26 protein-coding genes are annotated in these 23,790 nt (G+C 69.7%); 22 read left to right on the plus strand and 4 right to left on the minus strand.

The window, feature by feature from the left end; translation table 11 throughout:
- Positions 1 to 190 precede the first annotated feature (190 nt).
- The 5 genes from K206_RS0117255 (at position 191) to K206_RS0117275 (ending at position 4,227) form a co-directional block, all read left to right on the plus strand.
- Positions 191 to 646: a DUF1178 family protein gene (locus tag K206_RS0117255; RefSeq protein ID WP_020203646.1), complete on the plus strand. Its 456-nt coding sequence runs from the start codon at positions 191 to 193 to the stop codon at positions 644 to 646.
- A gap of 93 nt (positions 647 to 739) precedes the next feature.
- Positions 740 to 1,942 (plus strand): acyl-CoA dehydrogenase family protein, encoded by a 1,203-nt coding sequence (locus tag K206_RS0117260; protein ID WP_020203647.1) that lies wholly within the window; start codon positions 740 to 742, stop codon positions 1,940 to 1,942.
- Positions 1,943 to 1,955: 13 nt separating this feature from the next.
- Positions 1,956 to 3,074 carry an acyl-CoA dehydrogenase family protein gene (locus tag K206_RS0117265; protein ID WP_020203648.1) on the plus strand — a complete coding sequence of 373 codons (1,119 nt, stop codon included), beginning with the start codon at positions 1,956 to 1,958 and terminating at the stop codon, positions 3,072 to 3,074.
- 114 nt (positions 3,075 to 3,188) lie between these two features.
- Positions 3,189 to 3,638, plus strand: coding sequence for a MaoC family dehydratase (locus K206_RS0117270; protein WP_020203649.1), 450 nt, complete (start codon positions 3,189 to 3,191; stop codon positions 3,636 to 3,638).
- Positions 3,639 to 3,747: 109 nt separating this feature from the next.
- On the plus strand, positions 3,748 to 4,227 hold the full coding sequence (locus K206_RS0117275; protein WP_020203650.1) for a MaoC family dehydratase: 480 nt from the start codon (positions 3,748 to 3,750) through the stop codon (positions 4,225 to 4,227).
- Here K206_RS0117275 and K206_RS44660 read toward each other — a convergent pair.
- Positions 4,218 to 4,346 carry a hypothetical protein gene (locus K206_RS44660; RefSeq protein WP_255359642.1) on the minus strand — a complete coding sequence of 43 codons (129 nt, stop codon included), beginning with the start codon at positions 4,344 to 4,346 and terminating at the stop codon, positions 4,218 to 4,220. The two genes, K206_RS0117275 and K206_RS44660, sit on opposite strands and share 10 nt — an antisense overlap.
- A 356-nt stretch (positions 4,347 to 4,702) precedes the next feature.
- Between K206_RS44660 and urtA the strand changes: the two genes are divergently transcribed.
- The 15 genes from urtA (at position 4,703) to K206_RS0117350 (ending at position 18,695) form a co-directional block, all read left to right on the plus strand.
- A complete protein-coding gene (urtA, locus tag K206_RS0117280) occupies positions 4,703 to 5,968 on the plus strand; it encodes an urea ABC transporter substrate-binding protein (protein WP_029043746.1) in 1,266 nt (421 codons plus the stop codon).
- Between the two features lie 267 nt (positions 5,969 to 6,235).
- Entirely contained in the window at positions 6,236 to 7,870 is a 1,635-nt protein-coding gene (gene urtB, locus K206_RS0117285; protein WP_052165896.1) for an urea ABC transporter permease subunit UrtB, read from the plus strand.
- On the plus strand, positions 7,870 to 9,117 hold the full coding sequence (gene urtC, locus K206_RS0117290) for an urea ABC transporter permease subunit UrtC (protein ID WP_029043747.1): 1,248 nt from the start codon (positions 7,870 to 7,872) through the stop codon (positions 9,115 to 9,117). The genes urtB and urtC overlap by 1 nt, the downstream gene beginning before the upstream one ends.
- Positions 9,114 to 9,962, plus strand: coding sequence for an urea ABC transporter ATP-binding protein UrtD (gene urtD, locus K206_RS0117295; protein ID WP_020203654.1), 849 nt, complete (start codon positions 9,114 to 9,116; stop codon positions 9,960 to 9,962). Before urtC ends, urtD begins: the two co-directional genes overlap by 4 nt.
- Before the next feature lie 2 nt (positions 9,963 to 9,964).
- The gene (gene urtE / locus K206_RS0117300; RefSeq protein WP_020203655.1) at positions 9,965 to 10,657 is read left to right on the plus strand and encodes an urea ABC transporter ATP-binding subunit UrtE; all 693 of its coding nucleotides are present in this window, start codon (positions 9,965 to 9,967) and stop codon (positions 10,655 to 10,657) included.
- A 117-nt stretch (positions 10,658 to 10,774) separates the two neighbouring features.
- Positions 10,775 to 11,650 (plus strand): urease accessory protein UreD, encoded by an 876-nt coding sequence (locus tag K206_RS0117305; protein WP_029043748.1) that lies wholly within the window; start codon positions 10,775 to 10,777, stop codon positions 11,648 to 11,650.
- Between the two features lie 52 nt (positions 11,651 to 11,702).
- Positions 11,703 to 12,005: an urease subunit gamma gene (locus tag K206_RS0117310; protein ID WP_020203657.1), complete on the plus strand. Its 303-nt coding sequence runs from the start codon at positions 11,703 to 11,705 to the stop codon at positions 12,003 to 12,005.
- Positions 12,006 to 12,065: 60 nt separating this feature from the next.
- Positions 12,066 to 12,677 carry a HupE/UreJ family protein gene (locus K206_RS0117315; RefSeq protein WP_020203658.1) on the plus strand — a complete coding sequence of 204 codons (612 nt, stop codon included), beginning with the start codon at positions 12,066 to 12,068 and terminating at the stop codon, positions 12,675 to 12,677.
- Between the two features lie 64 nt (positions 12,678 to 12,741).
- Positions 12,742 to 13,047, plus strand: a complete 306-nt coding sequence (locus tag K206_RS0117320) for an urease subunit beta (protein ID WP_020203659.1) — start codon at positions 12,742 to 12,744, stop codon at positions 13,045 to 13,047.
- Positions 13,047 to 14,765, plus strand: a complete 1,719-nt coding sequence (gene ureC, locus K206_RS0117325) for an urease subunit alpha (protein WP_020203660.1) — start codon at positions 13,047 to 13,049, stop codon at positions 14,763 to 14,765. Before K206_RS0117320 ends, ureC begins: the two co-directional genes overlap by 1 nt.
- Positions 14,766 to 14,785: 20 nt before the next feature.
- Positions 14,786 to 15,388 (plus strand): urease accessory protein UreE, encoded by a 603-nt coding sequence (gene ureE / locus K206_RS0117330; RefSeq protein WP_020203661.1) that lies wholly within the window; start codon positions 14,786 to 14,788, stop codon positions 15,386 to 15,388.
- Positions 15,389 to 15,508: 120 nt separating this feature from the next.
- Entirely contained in the window at positions 15,509 to 16,033 is a 525-nt protein-coding gene (locus K206_RS0117335) for an endonuclease domain-containing protein (RefSeq protein ID WP_043366839.1), read from the plus strand.
- On the plus strand, positions 16,030 to 16,722 hold the full coding sequence (locus K206_RS0117340) for an urease accessory protein UreF (protein WP_020203663.1): 693 nt from the start codon (positions 16,030 to 16,032) through the stop codon (positions 16,720 to 16,722). The genes K206_RS0117335 and K206_RS0117340 overlap by 4 nt, the downstream gene beginning before the upstream one ends.
- A gap of 34 nt (positions 16,723 to 16,756) precedes the next feature.
- Positions 16,757 to 17,386 (plus strand): urease accessory protein UreG, encoded by a 630-nt coding sequence (ureG, locus tag K206_RS0117345; RefSeq protein WP_020203664.1) that lies wholly within the window; start codon positions 16,757 to 16,759, stop codon positions 17,384 to 17,386.
- A gap of 310 nt (positions 17,387 to 17,696) precedes the next feature.
- Positions 17,697 to 18,695 carry a threonine/serine dehydratase gene (locus K206_RS0117350; protein WP_020203665.1) on the plus strand — a complete coding sequence of 333 codons (999 nt, stop codon included), beginning with the start codon at positions 17,697 to 17,699 and terminating at the stop codon, positions 18,693 to 18,695.
- Positions 18,696 to 18,722: 27 nt separating this feature from the next.
- Here the strand turns inward: K206_RS0117350 and K206_RS0117355 are convergent, their stop codons facing one another.
- Positions 18,723 to 19,109 carry a helix-turn-helix domain-containing protein gene (locus tag K206_RS0117355; protein WP_020203666.1) on the minus strand — a complete coding sequence of 129 codons (387 nt, stop codon included), beginning with the start codon at positions 19,107 to 19,109 and terminating at the stop codon, positions 18,723 to 18,725.
- A 422-nt stretch (positions 19,110 to 19,531) separates the two neighbouring features.
- Here K206_RS0117355 and K206_RS0117360 point away from each other — a divergent pair, with 422 nt between their 5' ends.
- Positions 19,532 to 20,347, plus strand: a complete 816-nt coding sequence (locus K206_RS0117360; protein WP_020203667.1) for a hypothetical protein — start codon at positions 19,532 to 19,534, stop codon at positions 20,345 to 20,347.
- Positions 20,348 to 20,378: 31 nt separating this feature from the next.
- Here K206_RS0117360 and K206_RS0117365 read toward each other — a convergent pair whose 3' ends face one another.
- Positions 20,379 to 21,071 (minus strand): glutathione binding-like protein, encoded by a 693-nt coding sequence (locus tag K206_RS0117365; RefSeq protein WP_020203668.1) that lies wholly within the window; start codon positions 21,069 to 21,071, stop codon positions 20,379 to 20,381.
- Positions 21,072 to 21,262: 191 nt separating this feature from the next.
- Positions 21,263 to 22,525 carry an acyl-CoA dehydrogenase family protein gene (locus K206_RS0117370; protein WP_020203669.1) on the minus strand — a complete coding sequence of 421 codons (1,263 nt, stop codon included), beginning with the start codon at positions 22,523 to 22,525 and terminating at the stop codon, positions 21,263 to 21,265.
- Positions 22,526 to 22,691: 166 nt separating this feature from the next.
- On the opposite strand from K206_RS0117370, the gene K206_RS0117375 reads away from it, so the two are divergent.
- Positions 22,692 to 23,624, plus strand: coding sequence for a LysR family transcriptional regulator (locus K206_RS0117375; protein ID WP_020203670.1), 933 nt, complete (start codon positions 22,692 to 22,694; stop codon positions 23,622 to 23,624).
- The last annotated feature ends 166 nt before the right edge of the window (positions 23,625 to 23,790 follow it).

The raw sequence follows: 23,790 nt of genomic DNA on the forward strand, positions 1-23,790 counted from the left end.
GGCGCCGGGCATGCGCGTAGAATCCCATTCCTTAGCCGTGCATGCGCGGCCATGCCCCGGCTTTTCCACCTTTTCCACCGTGCGGAACACGCGCGGGAGGCCGGCCGGGCAAGGCCGCAAAAAAATTAGCACGACCGTTCACAAAATTCCGTTTCGCGGATACTATAGCTTTCGACGGGCTGGAAACATCATGAAGGTGCTCGACCTGCGCTGCGCGCAAGACCATCGTTTCGAGGGCTGGTTTGCTTCGGAGGACGATGCGCAGGCGCAGATTTCGCAGAAACTCGTCCAATGCCCGATCTGCGCCGACCATGCCATCACCCGGCTGCCCAGCGCGCCGCGCCTGAACCTGTCCGGCGCGGCCGCCGCGCCGGCGGGCAGGGCGGCCGCCGGGGCGCAAGCCCCGGGCGCGGCTCCGGTGACGCTGCAATCGCTCTACATGAAGGCGGTGAAGCAGGTGCTGGCGCAGACGGAGGACGTGGGCGAGCGCTTTGCCGAGGAGGCCAGGCGCATGCATTACGACGAGGCGCCGGAACGCGGCATTCGCGGCACGGCGTCCCCCGACGAAGTGCAGGCGCTTGCCGAAGAGGGCATCGATACCTTCCAGCTCGTGGTGCCGGCTGCGCTCAAGCAGACGGCTCACTGAACAGCGTCCTGTGCCCGCGGCAGTGTCTTGCCGGCGCATGACGCGCTAGCAAGAACAATTGCCGGTCCCAAACCGGCATCACTGGAGACGGGCATGGATCTCAACTACTCGGCGGCCGACGATGCCTTCCGCGCGGAAGTGCGCGCCTGGCTGGAGGCCAATCTGCCGGCCGACATCAGCAGCAAGATTCTCAACCATCGCCGCCCCAGCCGCGACGACCTGGTGCGCTGGCACAAGCTGCTGGCCGGCCGCGGCTGGTCCGCGCCGCACTGGCCCGTGGAATATGGCGGCACCGGCTGGAATGCCACCCAGCGCCATATCTGGGACGAGGAAAATGCCCGCGTCGGCGCGCCCGGCGTGCTGCCCTTCGGCGTGGCGATGGTCGCGCCCGTGATCATGAAGTACGGCAGCGAAGCGCAGAAGCAGTACTACCTGCCGCGCATCCTGGACTGCACCGACTGGTGGTGCCAGGGCTATTCCGAGCCGGGCTCGGGCTCCGACCTGGCCTCGCTCAAGACCCGGGCCGAGCTGACCGCCGACGGCAAGCACTACGTCGTCAACGGCCAGAAGACCTGGACCACGCTCGGCCAGCACGCCGACATGATCTTCTGCCTGGTGCGCACCGATCCCGAAGCCAAGAAGCAGGAGGGCATCTCGTTCCTGCTGATCGACATGAAGACGCCGGGCATCACCGTGCGCCCGATCATCATGCTCGACGAAGAGCACGAAGTGAACGAGGTGTTCTTCGACAACGTGCAGGTGCCGGTGGAAAACCGCGTCGGCGAAGAGAACCGCGGCTGGACTTACGCCAAGTACCTGCTCGGCCACGAGCGCACCGGCATCGCCCGCGTGGGCAACTCCAAGCGCGAACTGGGCTTCCTCAAGCGCGTGGCGAAGCAGCAGCAGAAGAACGGCCGCCCGCTGCTCGAAGACCCGCTGTTCGGCGCCAAGGTCGCCGCGCTGGAGATCGAGCTGATGGCGCTGGAGCTGACCGTGCTGCGCGTGGTGTCGAGCGAGAGCGCCGGCAAGGGCCCCGGCCCCGAGGCCTCGATGCTCAAGATCAAGGGCACCGAGATCCAGCAGATGCTGACCGAGCTGATGGTGGAGGCCGTCGGCCCCTACGCGCAGCCGTTCGACACCGCCTACCTGGAATGCGAGCACGACCACGCGGTCACCGGCTACGACGATGCCGCGCCGCTGGCCGCCTACTACTTCAACTATCGCAAGACCTCCATCTACGGCGGGTCCAACGAAATTCAGAAGAACATCATCAGCCAGATGATCCTGGGACTGTGAGGAGACACGCGACATGAACTTCAATCTCAGCGACGAACAGAAGCAGCTGGCCGATGCCATCCACCGCTTCATCGACAAGAGCTACGACTTCGAGACCCGCAGGAAGAACATCAGGTCCGCCAGCGGCCACGGCGACGCGGCCTGGGGCGCGCTGGTCGAGCTTGGCCTGACCGCGCTGCCGGTGCCGGAAGCGCAGGGCGGCTTCTCGGGCACCGCCATCGACATGATGGTGGTGCAGCAGGAGCTGGGCCGCGGCCTGGTGGTGGAGCCGTACCTCGCCACCGTGGTCGGCGCCTGCGCGCTCAGGCTGGCCGGCGGCCAGGACGCGCTGCTGGAGCAGGTCGCCGGCGGCGAGCTGAAGCTGGCGGTGGCCTTCAACGAGCCGCACGCGCGCTACGCGCTCAACGACGTGCGCGTCACCGCCAAGGACGGCAAGCTCAACGGCCGCAAGTCCGTGGTCCTCCACGGCGCGCAGGCCGGCAAGCTCATCGTCTCGGCGCGCACCGCCGGCGCCGATGCCGACACCGGCGGCATCTCGCTGTTCCTGGTCGACCCGCGGGCCGCCGGCGTCAGCGTCACCGACTACCGCACCATCGACAACCTGCGCGCCGCCGACATCGCCTTCCAGGATGCGCCGGGCGAACTGCTGGGCACCGCCGGCGCCGCGTGGGACGTGATCGAGCAGGTCGCCGACTACGCCGCCGTGCTGCTGTGCGCGGAAGCGGTCGGCGTGATCGACGCGCTCAACGCCGCCACGCTGGAATACGCCAAGACGCGCCAGCAGTTCGGCCAGCCCATCGCGCGCTTCCAGGCGCTGCAGCACCGCATGGTGGAGATGTTCATCCACGCCGAGCAGTCGCGCTCGATCACGCTGCTGGCCGCCGCCCGCTTCGATGAGGCCAGCCCCGCCGAGCGCCGCCGCCTGGCCTCCGCCGCCAAGGCGCGCGTGGGGCAGGCGGCCCGCTCGGTCGGGCAGGAAGCGGTGCAGATCCACGGCGGCATGGGCGTGACCGACGAACTGCCGGCCGCGCACATGTTCAAGCGGCTGACGCTGATCAACACCACCTTCGGCGACGTCGACCACCACCTGGGCCGCTTCGCGGCGCAGCCCGGGTTCCTGGAAACCGCCTGATCCGGGAACATGACAGAAACCGCGCCGCAGTCCGGGCGCGGTTTTTTTTCATGCCGCGGCCACCGCCGCGCCACATGCCACAGGCCACACGCCACAGAAGGAAAAGGAGCATCCATGCCTTCCCTGTATTTCGAAGACTTCACCGTCGGCAGCAAGCGCGACCTCGGCTCGCACCTCGTGACCGAGGAAGAGATCCTCGCCTTCGCGCGCCAGTACGATCCGCAGCCCTTCCACGTCGACAAGGACGCGGCGCAGAACAGCATCTACAAGGGCCTGATCTCGAGCGGCTGGATGACCTGCTCGATCATGATGCGGCTGCTGGTGGACAACATGACTTCCAAGTCGGCCAGCATGGGCTCGCCCGGCGTGGACGAGATCCGCTGGCTCAAGCCGGTCTACGCCGGCGACACGCTGAGCGTGTCGCTGGTGGTGCTCGATGCGCGCGCGTCCACCTCCAAGCCGGACCGCGGCGTGATCCACACCCAGTGGGAAGCCACCAACCAGCGCGGCGAGCTGGTCTGCACGGTCAAGGGCATGGGCATGTACGGCCGCCGCCCGGCCTGAGGCCGTTGCCAGCCCGCCTGCATCAAGGCATCATCTGGCGGCGCCGGCCCGCGCCGCTTTCGCCATCTTCGCCACCCCGCCACCCCCGCGACAACAACAAGGAGACACCATGCGTACCATCGCTTCGCTCGAAGAACTGGAAAGCCTGCAAGGCCAGGAAGTGGCCGTCAGCGACTGGATCGAAGTCACCCAGCACCAGGTCAACCAGTTCGCCGAAGCCACCGGCGATCATCAATGGATCCACGTCGACGTGGAGCGCGCGCGCCGCGAGTCGCCGTTCGGCGGCCCGGTGGCGCACGGCTTCCTCACGCTGTCGCTGCTGCCCGCGTTCCTGCACAACGCGCTCGACATGCCCGGCGTGAAGATGGGCGTGAACTACGGCCTGAACCGCGTGCGCTTCACCGCGCCGGTGCCGGTCGGCAGCCGCCTGCGCGCGCGCGTGAAACTGCTCTCGGTGGAGCGCCTCGAGCCGCTGCCCAACGCGCCCGCGCTGGTCGGCGCCCAGTCGATCTGGGAAGTCACGGTGGAGCGCGAAGGCAGCGAGCGGCCCGTGTGCGTGGCGGAGTCGATCACGCGCCGCTACTCGTAGCGCCGGCTCGCGGCACCGACGCATAGCACCCACAGCATCGCATGGCCGGGCGCGCCTGCCGCGCCCGGCGCGTATTTCTCGCCGACGCGCGCCGCCGCCCACGCCGCGGCGGTTCGCATCGACCCCTCCCCGCACCACGAAGCCGCCGCGCCAGTCCCGTCGCCGGTTGCGCCGTTCATCCCCCCCCTGGTTCCCCACCGCCATTCGCATCCGCGGAGCGGCCGCCACGCACCACGGCGCGGCAGTCCGGCCAGCGCGCGCGGCCGCGCATGCCCCAATCTGAGTCTGGCCGCCGCCGTGCACGGAGTTGGTGCGCATACATCGCGCACAGTCGTGGTGCGCAGGGCTTTCCCCCGCCACCGGAAGCACGCCACGGCTCGCCCCGCGGCGCCCGGCGCTCATGGCACGCTAGTTGCAGATACGTTACTTGGGGTGCGTTGTTCCTTATCAAACACGAGACAATCTGGGAGCTGCAATGAAACGACGTGACATGCTGAAGCTGTCGGCGGTAGCCGCCGCGGCGCTTTTCGCAACGGCCGGGGTCAGCCCGCTGGCGATGGCGCAGTCCAAGGATCCGATCAAGGTCGGTGTCCTGCATTCGTTGTCCGGCACCATGGCCATTTCCGAAACGTCGCTCAAGGACGTGGCGCTGATGACCATCGACGAGATCAACAAGAGCGGCGGCGTGCTCGGCCGCAAGCTCGAGCCGGTGGTGGTCGATCCGGCCTCCAACTGGCCGCTGTTCGCCGAGAAGGCGCGCCAGCTCGTCACCAACGACAAGGTCGCCGTGACCTTCGGCTGCTGGACCTCGGTGTCGCGCAAGTCGGTGCTGCCGGTCTACGAGGAACTCAACGCGCTGCTGTTCTACCCGGTGCAGTATGAAGGCGAGGAGATGTCCAAGAACGTCTTCTACACCGGCGCGGCGCCCAACCAGCAGGCCATCCCCGCGGTCGAGTACCTGATGAGCAAGGAAGGCGGCGGCGCCAAGCGCTTCTTCCTGCTGGGCACCGACTACGTCTACCCGCGCACCACCAACAAGATCCTGCGCGCCTTCCTCAAGAGCAAGGGCGTGGCGGACAAGGACATCGAAGAGGTCTACACGCCGTTCGGCCACAGCGACTACCAGACCATCGTCGCCAACATCAAGAAGTTCTCGCAGGGCGGCAAGACCGCGGTGATCTCCACCATCAACGGCGACTCCAACGTGCCGTTCTACAAGGAGCTCGGCAACGCCGGCCTGAAGGCCAAGGACGTGCCGGTGGTGGCCTTCTCCGTGGGCGAGGAAGAACTGCGCGGCATCGACACCAAGCCGCTGGTCGGCCACCTGGCCGCGTGGAACTACTTCATGTCGGTCAAGAACCCGACCAACGACGCCTTCAAGAAGGAATGGGCGGCGTGGGTCAAGGCCAACAACCTGCCGGGCGGCGACAAGCGCGTGACCAACGACCCGATGGAAGCCACCTACGTCGGCATCCACATGTGGGCGCAGGCCGTGAAGAAGGCCGGCAGCACCGATCCGGACAAGGTGCGCGCGGCCATGTACGGCCAGACCTTCAAGGCCCCGGACGGCTTCACGCTGACGATGGGCGACAACCACCACCTGTACAAGCCGGTGATGATCGGCGAAGTCAAGGGCGACGGCCAGTTCACGGTGGTGTGGAAGACGCCGAAGCCGATCCGCGCGCAGCCGTGGAGCCCGTTCATCTCCGGCAACGAAGGCAAGCCGGACAAGGTGATGTAAGCCGGCGGCGCAAGCCGCCGCGCGATGCCGGCGCGAGGCGCGCTGCCTCTCCCGCCGGGCCGCGGCGCGGGGCAGGGGCGGGCCGGCAACGCGCCGCGCCGGCCCGCGCCGCCGCGCGCGGCATCGTCAGAAGGCCCGAAGGCCAGCCGGTCTGACGGCCGGCCCTTTCTTCCGCCCTGTCCGCCGGGCGGAAGCCGCCCGCATCGCTGCGCCCCCAAAGTACAAGAGACGCGACCCGAAGCGCGCAACCAGGACTCCGCCAGCCCTATGCACCGATCCTTTTCCCTTTCCGCCTTGCCCTGGCTGCGCGCCATGCTGGCCGCGCTGCTGCTGGCCGCGGCGCCGCTGTGGGCCGCGCCGCTCACGCAGGCCGACCTCAAGCCGCTGGCCGAGGACGACTTCGACGCCAAGACCGCCGCGCTGACCGCGCTGGCCAAGGCGCCGCCGGAACAGGCCGGCCCCATCCTCAAGGCGCTGCAGGACGACGCGCTGCAATACGCGCCGTCGGTCGGCATGGTGCGCCAGGACGGCGACAAGACCCTCGACGCGATCACCGGCAAGCCCGTGGCCGTGAAGGCCGACGAGCTCGAATCGCTCACGCTCAACAACAGCCTGCGCGCACTGGTGGACAGCGCCGCCAGCAGCATGCTGCTGCAGTCGCCCGACGCCACGGTGCGCGCGCAGGCCGTCGACACGCTGCTGGACCAGCCCGGCAGCGCCTCGCGCGAGACCGTGGAAGCCGCGCGCAAGGCCGAGGCCGACGCCGGCCTGCGTGCCAAGCTCGACGTGATCTGGGCCAACATCGTGCTGGCCGAAGGCAGCCGCGACGACCGCCTCGAGGCGGTCCGCATCCTCGGCCGCGACAGCAACCCGCAAAGCCGGCAGAAGCTCCAGCCGCTGGTGGAGAAGGACGCCGCCGGCAACTACCGCGAGCCCGACGCCGAACTGCGCGGCGCCGCCCAGCAGGCGCTCGACGCGCTGCGCGGCGACCAGCGCCGCGCCGAGCTGATCGGCAACCTGTTCGCCGGGCTGAGCCTGGGCAGCGTGCTGCTGCTGGCGGCACTCGGGCTGGCCATCACCTACGGCCTGATCGGCGTCATCAACATGGCGCACGGCGAATTCCTCATGATCGGCGCCTACGCCACCTACATGGTGCAGGGCGTGTTCCGCGCGCACTTCGCCGGCGCCTTCGACTGGTATCTGCTGGCGGCGCTGCCGGCCTCGTTCCTGGCCTCGGCCATCGTCGGCTTCGTGCTCGAGCGGCTGGTGCTGCGCCATCTGTACGGGCGCCCGCTGGAAACCCTGCTGGCCACCTTCGGCGTGAGCCTGCTGCTGATGCAGGCGGTGCGCACGCTGTTCGGCGCGCAGAACGTGGAAGTGGCCAACCCGTCGTGGATGAGCGGCGGCATCGAATGGCTGCCGGGGCTGGTGCTGCCCTACAACCGCATGGTCATCATCGTGTTCGCGCTGGCCGTGGTGGCGGTGGCGTGGGGCGTGCTCAACCGCACGCGGCTCGGCCTGTTCGTGCGCGCCACCACGCAGAACCGCACCATGGCGGCCTGCGTGGGCGTGCGCACGTGGAAGGTGGACAGCTACGCGTTCGCGTTCGGCGCGGGCATCGCCGGGCTGGGCGGCTGCGCGCTGTCGCAGATCGGCAATGTCGGGCCGGACCTCGGCCAAGCCTACATCATCGACTCCTTCATGGTGGTGGTGCTGGGCGGCGTGGGCCAGCTGGCCGGCACCATCATCGGCGCCTTCGGCCTGGGCCTCGTCAACAAGTTCATCGAGCCGTTCTACGGCGCGGTGCTGGCCAAGATCTTCGTCCTGGTGCTGATCGTGCTCTTCATCCAGAAGCGCCCGCAGGGACTGTTCGCGCTCAAGGGGCGCAGCGCGGAGGCATGATGCAGACATCGACAAGCAATCCATCCGCAACGGGTTTCCGGCTGGCCGTGCCGGCGCGCCAGCCGCTGTTCACGCGGCGCGGCTGGTCGGCGCTGGTGGTGCTGGCGCTGATCGCCGCGGTGGGCGTGCCGGTGTGCGCGCTGCTGCTGCCAGAGGGCCATCCGCTGCACGTGTCGGCTTACGTGCTTACGCTGGTCGGCAAGATCATGTGCTTCGCGCTGGCCGCCATCGCGCTGGACCTGGTGTGGGGCTACTGCGGCATCCTCAGCCTCGGCCACGGCCTGTTCTTCGCGCTCGGCGGCTACGCGATGGGCATGTACCTGATGCGCTCGATCGGGCGCGAGGGCGTGTACAAGAGCGACCTGCCCGACTTCATGGTGTTCCTCGACTGGAAGGAGCTGCCGTGGTTCTGGCACGGCACCGGGCACCTCGGCTACGCGCTGCTGCTGGTGGTGCTGGTGCCGGGCGTGCTGGCGTGGCTGTTCGGCTTCTTCGCGTTCCGCTCGCGCATCAAGGGCGTGTACCTGTCGATCATCACGCAGGCCATGACGTACGCCGCCATGCTGCTGTTCTTCCGCAACGAGACCGGCTTCGGCGGCAACAACGGCTTCACCGACTTCAAGCGCATCGCCGGCTTCGCGGTGGCCGCGCCGCACACGCGCACCGCGCTGTTCGTGCTGACCTTCGCCGCGCTGCTGGCCGGCTTCATCGCCTGCCGCTACATCGTCACCTCCAAGCTCGGCCGCGTGGTCACGGCGGTGCGCGACGCCGAGATGCGCGTGATGTTCTCGGGCTACAACCCGCTCGGCTACAAGCTGTTCGTGTGGACCTTCTCGGCGGTGCTGTGCGGCATCGCCGGCGCGCTCTACGTGCCGCAGGTGGGCATCATCAACCCGGGCGAGATGTCGCCGGCCAACTCCATCGAGATGGCGGTGTGGGTGGCCGTGGGCGGGCGCGGCACGCTGATCGGCCCGGTCATCGGCGCCTTCCTCGTCAACGGCGCCAAGACCATGTTCACGGCGTACTTCGCCGAATACTGGCTGTTCCTGCTCGGCGCCATGTTCGTGCTGGTCACGTTGTACCTGCCGGACGGCGTGATCGGCCTGCTCAAGCGGCTGCGCGGTGAGCCGGCGCGGCGCCAGCCCGCGCAGGGCGCGGCCCCGGCGGGCGCCTCGCCCGTCGTCACCCCATCGAATGCAAGCGAGGCGGCGCCGGCCGGCGCCACCCGCAGCGGAGGCGACGCATGAACGCGGCACTCGGAAACCAACAGGCGGAAAGCGGCGACGCCACCGGCCTCGGCCGCGTGCTGGAGCCGGGCGTCATCGACGTCTCGCACGGGCCCATCCTCTACCTGGAAGACGTCACCGTGCAGTTCGACGGCTTCCGCGCGCTCAACAACCTGTCGCTGTCGATCGACCACGGCGAGCTGCGCTGCGTGATCGGCCCCAACGGCGCCGGCAAGACCACCATGATGGACGTGATTACCGGCAAGACCGGGCCGCGCAACGCCAACGTGAGCGGGCGCGTGTTCCTCGGCCAGAGCATCGACCTGATGCGCATGACCGAGCCGAAGATCGCGCAGACCGGCATCGGCCGCAAGTTCCAGAAGCCCACCGTGTTCGAGCAGCACGAGGTGTGGGAGAACCTGGAGCTGGCCATGAAGGCCGACAAGCGCTGGTGGTCGTCGCTGCGCGCGCGGCTGGGCGCCGAAGGCCATCGCCGCATCGAGGAAACGCTGGCGCTGACCGGGCTCGAGGACGAGGCCTACCGCCCCGCGGGGCTGCTCTCGCACGGGCAGAAGCAGCGCCTGGAGATCGGCATGCTGCTGATGCAGCAGCCGCAGCTGCTGCTGCTCGACGAGCCGGTGGCCGGCATGACCGACGAGGAAACCATGCAGCTCGCCGCGCTGCTCAACAGCCTGCGCGGCACCTGCTCGATGATGGTGGTGGAGCACGACATGGAGTTCGTCGCCGCGCTGGCGGGCGACACCGGCACCGTGACCGTGCTGGCCGAGGGCAGCCTGCTGGCCGAAGGCACGCTCGACGCGGTCAAGCGCGACGAGCGCGTGATCGAATCCTACCTGGGAAGATAACCATGCTGCAGGTCAACGCACTGAACCAGTTCTACGGCGGCAGCCACATCCTGCGCAACGTCAGTTTCGAGGTGCCGCAGGGCAAGCTGACCACGCTGCTGGGCCGCAACGGCGTGGGCAAGAGCACGCTGCTCAAATGCCTGATGGGCGTGGTGCCGACCAAGAGCGGCAGCATCAGCTGGGCCGGGCACGCGCTGGAGAAGAAGCCGCCCTACGAGCGCGTGGCCTCCGGGCTGGCCTACGTGCCGCAGGGCCGCGAGATCTTCCCGCGCCTGACCGTGGAAGAGAACCTGCTGATCGGCGCGGCCAGCCTCAAGCGCCCGAGCGGCGTGCCCGACCGCATCTACCAGTTGTTCCCGGTGCTGCGCAGCATGCGCGCGCGCCGCGGCGGCGACCTTTCCGGCGGGCAGCAGCAGCAACTGGCGATCGGCCGCGCGCTGATGAGCGAGCCGGAACTGCTGATCCTGGACGAGCCCACCGAAGGCATCCAGCCGTCCATCATCCAGGACATCGGCCGCGCGCTGCGGCTGCTGGTGGACGAGTTCGGCATGACCGTGCTGCTGGTGGAGCAGTACTACGAGTTCGCGCGCCACCTGGCCGACCACTACGTGGTGATGAGCCGCGGCGAGGTGGTGGCGAAGGGCGAGGGCGCGCGCATGGAAGAGGACGGGGTGCGGGAGCTGATCGCGGTGTGAGGCGGGCGGCAAGCTGCGCGCTGCGCCACCGCGATACCACTTCCAGCCGGCCGGGCCGCGCGCTATGATGCCCGCATCACGCGCGCCGCGCCGCCGGCGCCCGCTTTCCAGGTTCCCATGCGTCATCCGGATTTTCCTTCGACCGTTGCCGTGCCGCCCGCATGGGAGGCCAGCCTGCGCCTGGCGTTCGCCGCGCGCGGCGAACGCACCGCGCTGGTCGAGCGGCGCCACCGCGGCCCGCTGCTGGTGCAGAAGCCGCTCTATCCCGAAGGCGGCATCTGCCACGCGGTGATCCTGCATCCGCCCGCCGGCATCGCCGGCGGCGACAGCCTGGAGATCGGCCTGGCGGCGGGTGCCGGCGCGCATGCCGTGATCGCCACGCCGGGCGCGACCAAGTGGTACAAGTCGCTCGGCCGCGCGGCGGCGCAGCGCGTCACGCTAGAACTGGATGCGGGCGCGCGGCTGGACTGGCTGCCGCAGGAGAACATCGTGTTCGACGACGCGCATGCGTGCCTGTCCACCACGCTGACGCTGGCGCCCGGCGCCAGCGCGATCGGCTGGGATGCCGTGGTGCTGGGGCGCCAGGCCAGCGGCGAGACCTGGGCGCGCGGCACGCTGCGCATGGACACGCGCATCGCGCTGGCGGGCAGCCGGCGCGCGCTGTGGCTCGAAAGCGCGCGGCTCGACGCCGGCTCGGCGCTGCGCCGCGCGCCGGCCGGGCTGGACGGGCTCAACGTCATGGCCACGCTGTGGGCGGTGGGCGAGGGCGCCACGCCGGCGCTGGCCGAGGCGCTGGCGGAAACGCTGCCGTACCGCGCCGACCTGCGCGCCGGCGTGACGCGCCTCGAGCAGGACAGCCACGCCATGCTGCTGCTGCGCGTGCTGGGCGCGCGCATGGAAGACGTGCGCGCGCTGATGGTGCGGGCGTGGAGCGCGCTGCGCGAGCCCATCCACGGCGTGCCGGCGCGGCCGCTGCGCCTGTGGGCGACATGAGGGTCCGGCGCGGCGCCGGCACGGACAACAACGAAACAACGGGAATGCCGAGATGGAACTGACTCCGCGAGAGAAAGACAAGCTGCTGATCTTCACCGCCGCGCTGCTGGCCGAGCGCCGCCGCGCGCGCGGGCTCAAGCTCAACTACCCGGAAGCGGTGGCGCTCATCACCGCCGCCATCATGGAAGGCGCGCGCGACGGCCGCACCGTGGCCGAGCTGATGCACGAAGGCACCACCGTGCTGACGCGCGAGGACGTGATGGACGGCGTGGCCGAGCTGATCCCCGAGATCCAGGTCGAAGCCACCTTCCCGGACGGCACCAAGCTGGTCACGGTGCATCACCCGATCGTCTGAGGCGAGCCACGCCGAACCCTGCCGCATCCTGTCCAACAAGAAAATACGAGGCATCAAGACATGAACCGTTCCACCCGCGCGCGCGCCATCGTCGGCGCCTCCCTGGCGCTGGCCAGCGCCGCCGCCATCGCCCATCCCGGCCACGATGCCGCCACCGTCGGCGCCAGCCTGTGGGCCGGCCTGCTGCATCCGTTCACCGGCATGGACCACCTGCTGGCGATGACCGGCGTGGGCGTGTGGAGCGCGCTGGGCGCGCGCTCGCCGCGCGAGGCGCTGCGCATGCCGTTCGTGTTCGTCGCGCTGATGCTGGCCGGCGCCGCGCTCGGGCTGGCGGGGGCGGGGCTGCCGCTGGTGGAGCCGATGATCGCCGCCTCGCTGCTGGTGATCGGCCTGCTGGTGGCGCTGCACGCCAGGCTGCCGGCGTGGGCCGGCATGGCCATCGTCGGCGGCTTCGCCGTGTTCCACGGCTACGCGCACGGCGCCGAGCTGCCCACCGCGGCGGGCGCGCTGCCGGCCGCGGCCGCCTACGTGGGCGGCTTCACCGTGGCGACCATGATGCTGCACCTGAGCGGCATCGGCCTGGGCCAGGCGCTGCGCCGCCACGCCGGCTGGCTGGCGCGCGTGGCCGGCGCGGGCGTGGCGCTGTACGGCGTCGGCCTGATGGTGGCCTGATGTGGCTCGATGCGGCCCGGCGCCGCTTTCGCATCGCGTTGGAAACGTCGACAAGGAACCCGACATGATTCCCGGTGAACTGATGCCCGCCGAGGGCGAGATCGAACTCAACGCGGGCCGCCAGACGGTCAGCGTGACGGTGGCCAACACCGGCGACCGGCCGGTGCAGGTCGGCTCGCACTTCCATTTCTACGAGACCAATGCCGCGCTCGACTTCGACCGCGAGGCCGCGCGCGGCTTCCGCCTGAACATCGCCGCCGGCACCGCGGTGCGCTTCGAGCCGGGCCAGAGCCGCACGGTCGAGCTGGTGGCGCTGGCCGGCGCGCGCATCGTCTACGGCTTCAACGCCAAGATCATGGGAGCGCTGTGATGAGCGTGAAAATCTCCAGGCAGGCCTATGCCGAGATGTTCGGCCCCACCACCGGCGACCGCTTGCGGCTGGCCGACACCGGGCTGGTGATCGAAGTCGAGAAGGACTTCACCATCTACGGCGAGGAAGTGAAGTTCGGCGGCGGCAAGGTGATCCGCGACGGCATGGGCCAGAGCCAGCGCATGGCGAAGGACTGCGTCGACACCGTCATCACCAACGCGCTGATCGTCGACCACTGGGGCATCGTCAAGGCCGACATCGGCCTCAAGGACGGGCGCATCGCATCCATCGGCAAGGCCGGCAACCCGGACATCCAGCCCGGCGTGACCATCGTGGTCGGCCCCGGCACCGAGGTGATCGCGGGCGAGGGCATGATCGTCACCGCCGGCGGCATCGACAGCCACATCCACTTCATCTGCCCGCAGCAGATCGAGGAAGCGCTGATGAGCGGCGTCACCACCATGATCGGCGGCGGCACCGGGCCGGCCACCGGCACCTTCGCCACCACGGTGACGCCGGGGCCGTGGTTCATGGAGCGCATGCTGCAGGCGGTGGAGGCGTACCCGATGAACATCGGCCTGCTCGGCAAGGGCAACGCCAGCCAGCCGGGGCCGCTCACCGAGCAGGTCGAGGCCGGCGCCATCGGCCTCAAGCTGCACGAGGACTGGGGCACCACGCCGGCGGCCATCGACACCTGCCTGGGCGTGGCCGACGCCACCGACACCCAGGTCGCGATCCACACCGACACGCTCAACGAGGCCGGCTTCGTCGAGGCCACGGTGGCGGCGTTCAAGGGCCGCACCATCCATACGTACCACACCGAAGGCGCCGGCGGCGGCCACGCGCCCGACATCATCAAGGTGTGCGGCGAGGCCAACGTGCTGCCGTCGTCGACCAATCCGACGCGGCCCTACACGGTCAACACGCTCGACGAGCACCTCGACATGCTGATGGTGTGCCACCACCTCGACCCGTCCATCGCCGAGGACATCGCGTTCGCCGAGAGCCGCATCCGCCGCGAGACCATCGCCGCCGAGGACATCCTGCACGACCTGGGCGCGTTCTCGATGATCTCCAGCGACTCGCAGGCGATGGGGCGCGTGGGGGAGGTCATCATCCGCACCTGGCAGACCGCGCACAAGATGGCCGCGCAGCGCGGCAAGCTGCCCGGCGACCCCAACGACGCGCGCGGCGGGCACGACAACTTCCGCGTCAAGCGCTACATCGCCAAGTACACCATCAACCCCGCGCTCACGCACGGCATCGCCCACGAAGTGGGCTCGGTCGAGGTCGGCAAGTGGGCCGACCTGGTGCTGTGGAAGCCGGCCTTCTTCGGCGTCAAGCCGAGCCTGATCCTCAAGGGCGGCATGATCGCGGCGGCGGCGATGGGCGACCCCAACGCGTCGATTCCCACGCCGCAGCCGGTGCACTACCGCCCGATGTTCGCCGCGGCCGGGCGCGCGCTGCACAAGTCGTCGCTGACCTTCGTCTCGCAGGCCGCGCTGGCCGCCGGCGTGGGCGCGCGCTACGGGCTGGAGAAAACGCTCTCGGCCGTGCGCGGCACGCGCACCGTGGGCAAGCGCGACATGGTGCACAATGACTGGCAGCCGCACGTCACGGTCGATCCCGAGACCTACCAGGTTGTCGCCGACGGCCAGTTGCTGATGTGCGAGCCGGCCACCGTGCTGCCGATGGCGCAGCGCTATTTCCTGTTCTGAATTTCCGTTTCGAGCCCGCCTTGCAGAAGATCGACAAACACCTGAGCGCCCCGCACGGCATCGCCGCCGTGCTGGTGCGCCGCGCGCCCAAGCTGGTGCTGCCCTTCGCCGAACGCAGCAAGAGCCGCCTGCGCGCCACGCTCGACAACGGCGAGGAAGTCGCCCTGTTCCTGCCGCGCGGCACCGTGCTGCGCGGCGGCGACCTGCTGGTCACGGAAGGCGGCGTGTTCGTCGAGGTGCAGGCCGCGGCGGAGTCGGTGCTGCAGGTCGGCGCGGCCGACCCGCAGGCGCTGATGCGCGCCGCCTACCACCTCGGCAACCGCCACACGCCGGTGGAAGTCGGGCGCGACTACCTGCGCCTCGAATACGACCCCGTGCTGGCCGACATGCTCGCGCGCCTGGGCGTGCGCGCCGAGCGCGCCGAACTGCCGTTCGAGCCGGAAGCGGGCGCCTACGGCGGCGGCCACAAGCACGGCCACGACGCCACCTTCGCCGAGGACTACGCGGCGGCGCAGGCGGTGTTCCACGAGCATCATGGGCACGATCACGATCACGATCACGATCATGGGCATTCGCATGGCCACGTGCACGATGCGCACTGCGGCCACGACCACAAGCATTGAGTCGGCAACAAGCGCATGAAGACCCCGCCGCTCTCCAATCGGCCCGCAGCCGGGCTCCCCTCTCCCGCTTGCGGGAGAGAGGATGGGGAAGAGGGCGGGCGCACGCCGGAGCCGGCGTTCGTGAAATCGCTGCGGGCCAACCAGACCGAGGCGGAGCGTCGTCTCTGGTACCACTTCCGCGCACATCGTTTCATGGGCCTGAAGATCCGACGCCAGAGTCAGCTCGGCCCGTTCATCGCCGACTTCGTCTGCATGGAACTGAAGCTCGTGATCGAGGCCGATGGCAGTCAGCATGGCGACGGTTCCGATGCTAGGCGAGATGCCTGGTTTCGGCGTAACGGCTTCACCGTCCTACGGTTCTGGAACAACGAGGTGCTTGGCCAGACCGACGCGGTGCTGGAACGGGTGCGCGAGGTGGCGTTGAGGCTGGGGCACGTGGATGCGCCGGCCCTCTCCCCCGGCCCCTCTCCCGCAAGCGGGAGAGGGGAGCAAACCGTTGGTTCGCGGGGGCGTGCCAACAGGACCACATCATCCCCGTCTGAGCTCCCCTCTCCCGCGCGCGGGAGAGGGGCCGGGGGAGAGGGCAAGCGCGCGCCGGAGCCGCTGCCTTCCACCATGCCTGCTGCCGTCACGAGGCCGCGATGACCCAGCTCTCCCAACTGCTCTCCCTCCTGCACTTGGCCTCGCCCGCGCTGCCGATCGGCGGTTTCAGCTATTCGCAGGGCCTGGAGGCGGCCATCGACTGCGGCCTGGTGCGCGACGCCGACAGCGCCGAGCAGTGGGTGCGCAGCAACCTGCTCGACGTGCAGGCGCAGTGCGAGGCGCCGGTGTGGCTGCTGCTGTTCCGCGCCTGGCGCGCGGGCGATGCCGGCGGCGTGGCGCAGTGGAACGACTGGTTCCTCGCCACGCGCGAGAGCGCGGAGCTGCGGCTGGAGACCGGGCAGATGGGTTGGTCGCTGGCGCGGCTGGTCGCGCAGATGGAGTGGGGCGACAATGCGCTGCGCGCGCAGCTCGCGGCACTGTCGCCGGTGTGCCTGCCCACGGCCTTCGCCGCGGCGTGCGCGGCGCTCGGCGTGGACGAGCGCGACGGGCTGGCGGCCCATTGCTTCAGCTGGGCCGAGAACCAGGTGGCCGCGGCGCTCAAGGCGGTGCCGCTTGGGCAGGTGGCCGGCCAGCACATCCTGCGGCGGCTGCACGCGGCGGTGGCGGAGACGGTCGGCGAGGCGGCGCGCCGCGCCGACGCCGAGCCGCCCGAGCTGTCGACCTTCTCGCCGATGCTGGGCCTGCTGTCGGCCCGCCACGAAACCCAGTATTCCCGGCTGTTCCGTTCCTGAGCGGCCCATCTTCACCGAGATACGATTCCCGATCATGACCCAGGCCCGTACCAAGAAGAATCCCCCGCTGCGCGTCGGCGTGGGCGGCCCCGTCGGTTCCGGCAAGACCACCTTGCTGGAGATGCTGTGCAAGGCCATGCGCGAGCGCTATGACCTGGTGGCCATCACCAACGACATCTACACCAAGGAAGACCAGCGCCTGCTGACCATCTCGGGCGCGCTGCCGGCCGAGCGCATCATGGGCGTGGAGACCGGCGGCTGCCCGCACACCGCGATCCGCGAGGACGCCTCGATCAACCTCGAGGCGGTCGACCGCATGCTGGCGAAGTTTCCCGACGCCGACATCGTCTTCATCGAATCGGGCGGCGACAACCTCGCAGCCACCTTCAGCCCGGAATTGTCGGACCTGACCATCTACGTGATCGACGTGGCCGGCGGCGAGAAGATCCCGCGCAAGGGCGGGCCCGGCATCACCAAGTCGGACCTGCTGGTGATCAACAAGACCGACCTCGCACCCTACGTCGGGGCCAACCTCGACGTGATGGAGAGCGACGCGCGCAAGATGCGCGGCGCGCGTCCGTTCGTGATGGGCAGCGTGAAGTCGGGGCAGGGGCTGGAGCAGGTGATCGCGTTCATCGAGCGCCAGGGCCTGCTGGCGGTGTAGGCTTGCCGCGCGCCGGCGGCATTTGCGCCGCCGGCCGCTTGTGGCATACTTTGCAGCCTATGCCCGTTGCCGTCTTCGCCCCTTCCTTGCCGTGCCACGCCACCGATTCCGGTGACGCCGCCGCACGCATGGGCGCAGCGCGGGCATGCCCGGCGCCTGCCGCCGTCTTCTCCTCTTCCGCTTTCTCCATCATTCGAATTATCCGGGGTCGCTGAGCTGCGGCTTTGGCTGGTGCTCGGTGGCCCGTGGTCCGTTTGACCGCGCACGCCGCCCGGCCTGCGCGCGACTTCCGATCCGATGGAGAATCCCGATGTCCGACCTTCCCGAGCTGCGCGCGCACGCCAGCTATCCCGTCCTGGCCGAGATCCAGGACGCGGCGCAGCGCCTGCGCGGCAACGTGCTGGAAACCCCCGTGTGGCGCTGGCAGACCGGCGCCGTGCGGCAGCTCGACCCGGCCACCGAAGTGTGGCTCAAGATGGAGCTGTTCCAGATCACCGGCACCTTCAAGCTGCGCGGCGCGCTCAACAGCATGGCGCGGCTCGACGCCGGCGCGCGCCGGCGCGGCGTGGTGGCGGCGAGCGCCGGCAACCACGCGATGGCGGTGGCCTATGCCGCCCGGGTGGCGGGCGTGGACGCCAAGCTGGTGATGCCGGCCGGCGCCAGCCCGGCGCGCGTGGCGGCGTGCCGCGAGTGGGGCGCGCAGGTGCTGCTGCTGCCCGACGTGCATGCCGCCTTCGCGCACGCGCAGCAACTGGCGGCGCAGGAAGGCCGCACGGTGGTCCATCCGTTCGATGGCCCGCTGATCGCGCAGGGCACGGGCACGGTGGGGCTGGAGCTGATGCGCCAGGTGGCGGGGCTGGAGGCGGTGGTGGTGCCGGTGGGCGGCGGCGGCCTGTGCGCGGGCATCGCCGCGGCGGTCAAGCAGATCAACCCGGCCTGCAAGGTCTATGGCGCGGAGCCGGCCGGCGCCGACGCCATGACGCGCAGCTTCGAGGCGGGGCGCCCGCAGGTGCTGGAGCGCGTGGACACCATTGCCGACAGCCTCGGCGCGCCCTATGCGATGGACTACAGCTTCGGCGTGTGCAGCCGTTTCGTCGACGACATGGTGCGGGTCTCGGACGAGGCTATCCGCGAGGCCATGCGCATGCTCTACCGCGACATGAAGCTGGCGACCGAGCCGGCCACCGCGGTTTCCACCGCGGCCCTGCTGGGACCGCTGCGCGAGCGGCTCGAAGGCCGCAAGGTGGCGCTGGTGCTGTGCGGGGCCAACCTCGACGCGGCGCGCTTCGCCGAGCTGCTGGCGGCCTGACGGGCATCGGGGCCGGCGCCCGCCGCATCACATCTGCTGCTGCGCCCGCGCCGCGATCACCCGCGCCACCGAGGCGATGGCATCCTGCTCGGTGTCGTTCATCAGCGCCATGTGGCGCACGGTCACGCGCTGGGCCGGCGTGATGTTGAACTCCGCGCAGCGCTGCTCGAGCACCAGCGCGCCGCCGTCGCCCTTGCCGCTGCCGAAGTTCAGCATCTCGGCCGGGTTGACGCCGAGCGTGCCGGACAGCGCGCAGATGTTGATGAGGGAGACATTGCGCACGCCGCGCTCGATGCCGCTGAGGTAGGAACGCGCCATGCCGCTTTCCAGCGCGAGTTTTTCCTGCGACCAGCCGCGCTGCCTGCGAAGTTCCGCCAGGTGCAGCCCGAAGAGCTTGAGAGGATCACCGATCATGGCTCGATTCGTGGAGAAGGACGAAGCGAGGTTAAGGGTTTGACCTCTTTGTATCGACGCCTTATAGTAGGTCTCACTATGAGTGTCGGATGCGAACGGCAGGAAAGATGCCGCAATCTGCTAGGAAAAATCCGTCAAGTGCGGCTAATTGTTAAGGGAATGTAATAGGCCGGAGCGCGGCGTTCCGCCGCGTGCCGGCTCTCCGGCGGGGCGCGCCCGGGGCAGGAGTGCCGGCCGCGCGTGTGCCCGGTCCGGCATCGCCATGATGCCCGCGGCCGGCGCGCCGGAACTTGTCCGATTGATACGGAGGCGGGTTGGCCCGCGGGGAACGCCGGCAGGGCCGGGCGCGGCCGTGCGGACCCGATCCCCGGGCAGGCGCGGCATTTGTCCATCTGGCATCCATCCAGCGGAAAGGAGGTGACATGCGTGTGTTTTCCTTGTTCGACGCGCAGGTGCGCGGCGAAATCGTGGCCGGCGCGGCGGCTTCGGCGCTGCGCGTCGGCCTGCAGGTCAGGGTGGTGCCGGAAGCCGCGGGCCTGGGCAGCAGCGGCGACTACGTCTTCCTGCGGCAGGGCGCGATGCAGCCCGGCATCGCCGCCGCGCGGGCGGAGTGGTGGGCCTGCCTGTGCGGGGCGGTCAAGGTGACGCCGGCCGGCTGCGCGCCGGTGCTGCTGTCGGCCGGCAGCGTCTATGCGATCCGCCAGGGCGAGCGCCTGCGGCTGGCGGCGCTGCAGGACAGCGTGCTGGTGCGCGCGGTGCTGGACCCGCAGGCGGTGGGGCTGGTGGGCGCCGGGCTGACCAGCAGCTTCGATGCGTTCGCGGCGGGCCAGGCGGAGCGCTGGCGCATGCAGGGCGGGGCTGGCGATGCGCAGGCGGGGCCGGCCGGCGGGCATGCGCCGCCGCGCCTGAACGCGGCCTTCGTGACGATCGCCGAGGGCGAGCCGGCCTGGGCCGAGCGGCTGCGCGCCGGCGGCCTGAACTGGGCCGCGTGCCACGAAGGCACGCTGCGCCTGCAATGGCATTCGCCGTGGCCGCATGTGGAGCGCCAGGTGGCGTACCTGCAGCCCGGCATGGTGTTCGCTCCGGACCCGGAGGAGGGCTACCGCATCGACGCCCTCGATCCCGTGGCCAGCCTGCTGTGCTGCCTGCAGGCGCCGCGGCGCGAGCCGGCCTGCGCGGGCGTGGCGGGCGTGGAGGGCGCAGGGGGCGGCGCGGCGCAGGCGGTCTCGCTGCACTGAGCCGCCGGCGCGCGCAATGACGCCGCGGGCTTCAGCGGCGCTGGTACTGCGTGGCGCCGAACAGGACTTCCCGTTCCTTGTCGTCGCGGATGGGCTTGCGCGCGCCGGCCAGCACCTCCACGCCGCGCTTGACCGCGGGGCGCTCGGCGATCTCGTTGAACCAGCGCTTCAGGTGCGGGTAGTCGTCCAGCTCCACGCCCTGGTTCTGCCAGCTGCGCAGCCACGGGAAGGTGGCGATGTCCGCCACCGTGTACATGTCGCCGGCCAGCCACGGATGCGCCGACAGGCGCTTGTCGATCACGCCGTACAGGCGGCGCGCCTCGTTGGTGTAGCGGTTGATGGCGTACTCGATCTTTTCCGGCGCGTACATGCGGAAGTGATGGGCCTGGCCCAGCATCGGGCCCACGCCGCCCATCTGGAACATCAGCCATTGCAGCGCCTCGTACTTGCCGCGCACGTCCTCGGGCAGGAACTTGCCGGTCTTGCCGGCGAGGTAGAGCAGGATCGCGCCGGACTCGAACAGCGAGATGGGCTGGCCGTCCGGGCCGTCGCTGTCGACGATGGCGGGGATCTTGTTGTTCGGGCTGATCTTGAGGAAATCGGGTTCGAACTGGTCGCCGGCGCCGATGTTGACGGCGTGGACCTTGTACTCGAGGCCGCACTCCTCGAGCATGATGTGGATCTTGTGGCCGTTGGGCGTGGGCCAGGAATAGGCGTCGATCATCGGGGAGGGGCTCCTGGGAAGGATCGCTGCGATCGCCGTGCCTGCTGCGACCGCGTGGAGGTTGGGCCGCCACCTCAACGCCGAGGTGGCGAACCGCGCGATTTAAGCACAGAAGAAAAAAACGCGCAGACGAGGCTGCGCGTTTCCATTCCGGCGGCAGGGGATGCATCCCCGCCGCGGCGGCGGCGGGCTCAGAAGCCGCGCGTGACCGGCATGGAGATGTCGTCCGGGTTGATGTTCATGTGCTTGGCCAGCTCCAGCTTGGCGATGGCATTGCGGTGCACCTCGTCCGGGCCGTCGGCCAGGCGCAGCGTGCGCTGGTGCGCCCACCACGAGGCCAGCGGGAAGTCGTCGGAGACACCGGCCGCGCCGTGCACCTGGATGGCCCAGTCGATCACCTTCAGAGCCATGTTCGGCGCCACCACCTTGATCATGGCGATCTCGGCCTTGGCCACCTTGTTGCCCACGGTGTCCATCATGTAGGCGGCCTTGAGCGTGAGCAGGCGCGCCATCTCGATGTCGCAGCGGGCCTCGGCGATGCGCTCGCGCGTCACGCCCTGCGCCGCCACCGGCTTGCCGAAGGCCACGCGCTTGAGTGCGCGCTGGCACAGCAGCTCGAGCGCGCGCTCGGCCACGCCGATGCTGCGCATGCAGTGGTGGATGCGGCCCGGGCCGAGGCGGCCCTGGGCGATCTCGAAGCCGCGCCCTTCGCCGAGCAGGATGTTGGCCGCCGGCACGCGCACGTTCTTCAGCTCGATCTCCATGTGGCCGTGCGGCGCGTCGTCGTAGCCGAACACCGGCAGGAAGCGCTTGATGGTGATGCCCGGGGTGTCGGCCGGCACCACGATCATCGACTGCTGCTCATGGCGCCCGGCGTCCGGGTTGGTCTTGCCCATCACGATGTAGACCTGGCAGCGCGGGTCGCCCGCGCCCGACGACCACCACTTGGTGCCGTTGATCACGTATTCGTCGCCGTTGCGCTCGATGCTGCAACTGATGTTGGTGGCGTCCGACGAGGCCACGGCCGGCTCGGTCATCAGGAAGGCCGAGCGGATCTCGCCGCGCAGCAGCGGCTCCAGCCAGCGGTCCTTGAGCGACTCGGAGGCGTAGCGCTCCAGCGTCTCCATGTTGCCGGTGTCCGGCGCGGCGCAGTTGAACACCTCGGCCGACCAGGGCACCCGGCCCATGATCTCGCACAGCGGCGCGTATTCGAGGTTCGACAGGCCTTCCGGCGCGCGCTTGGAATGCGGCAGGAACAGGTTCCACAGGCCCGCCTCGCGCGCCAGCGGCTTGAGCTCCTCGATCACCTTGGTCGGGACCCAGGCGTTGCCGGCCTGGCGGTTGGCCTGGATTTCCGCGTAGAAGCGCTTCTCGTTCGGATAGATGTGCTTGTCGAAGAAGGCCAGCAGGCGCGCCTGCATTTCCTTGACCTTGGGGGTGTACTCGAATTCCATGTTGTCTCCTCCACCTCTGCATGAGAGCCCGGGAGCCGCTGCCGGCCCCGGCGGACGCGGTCTGCGTCGACTGGGGAGGACTCTACCGCAATCCAGATAATTAGAAAAATGAATTTTCTGGATTTGCCAGTATCAATAGGGTGCATTCCGTGCCAGAATCGGCGCCATGCAGCTCTCCCGCATCGACCTCAATCTCTTCGTCGTCTTCGACGCCATCTACAGCGAAGGCAGCATCACCGCCGCCGCGCGCCAGCTCAACCTGACGCAGCCCGCGGTGAGCCACGCGCTGGGGCGCCTGCGCACCCTGTTCGACGACCCGCTGTTCGAGCGGCGCGGGCAGGGCATGGCGCCCACGCCGCTGGCGCGCTCGCTGGCCGCCGAGGTGCGCGCCGCGCTGCAGTCGTTCGCGCGCACCTTGCAGGACACGCCGCACTTCGACCCGGCCGCCACCGTGCGCCGCTTCACCATCGGCATGCGCGACGCGCTCGAATCCACGCTGCTGCCGCCGCTGATGGCGCGCGTGACCGCGATGGCGCCGCAGGTGGAGATCGCGGCGATCCGCTTCGATAGGCGCGAGATGGAGTCCGAGCTGCTGGCCGGCACGCTCGATGCCGCCATCGACATCCTGCTGCCGGTCTCGCCCGCGATCCACCACGCGCCGTTCATGGCCGACCCGATGGTGGTGCTGGCGCGCCGCGACCATCCGCTGGTCAAGAAGGAACTGACGCTGGAGCGCTACCTGGCGGCCGAGCACGTGCATGTGTCGTCGCGCCGGCGCGGCGCCGGGCTGGAAGACCAGGCGCTGCACCGCATGGGCCTGACGCGCCGCGTGCGCCTGCGCTGCCAGCACTACGCCGCGGCCTGCCGCGTGGTGAGCTGCACCGATCTGCTGGCCACGCTGCCGCTGCGCTACGCGCGCATCGCCAACGAGCCCTACGCCAACCGGCTGCTGTCGCTGCCGTTCAAGGTGCCGTCGCTGGAACTGCACCTGTACTGGCACGCCGGCGGCGAGAACGACGGCGCCAACCGCTGGCTGCGCGAGCAGTTGCTGGCGGTGATCGCCGCGCTGGGCGGGCAGGGCGAGGCGGCGCCGGGCTGAGGCGCGCGTTTTTTCCACTTGCCTGTTTCTCCGCCTGCCTTTTCCCCGCGCGCCGTTCAGCGCGCGCCGTCGTCGATGCGCTCGATGCGCACGGTATCCGGCGGCAGCGTGCTGTCGGCCTGCACCGCGTAGGGCAGCGGCGGGCGCCGCGCCGCCGGCACCGCCT

The organism is Cupriavidus sp. WS (genome assembly GCF_000395345.1).
GTDB lineage: Bacteria > Pseudomonadota > Gammaproteobacteria > Burkholderiales > Burkholderiaceae > Cupriavidus > Cupriavidus basilensis_B.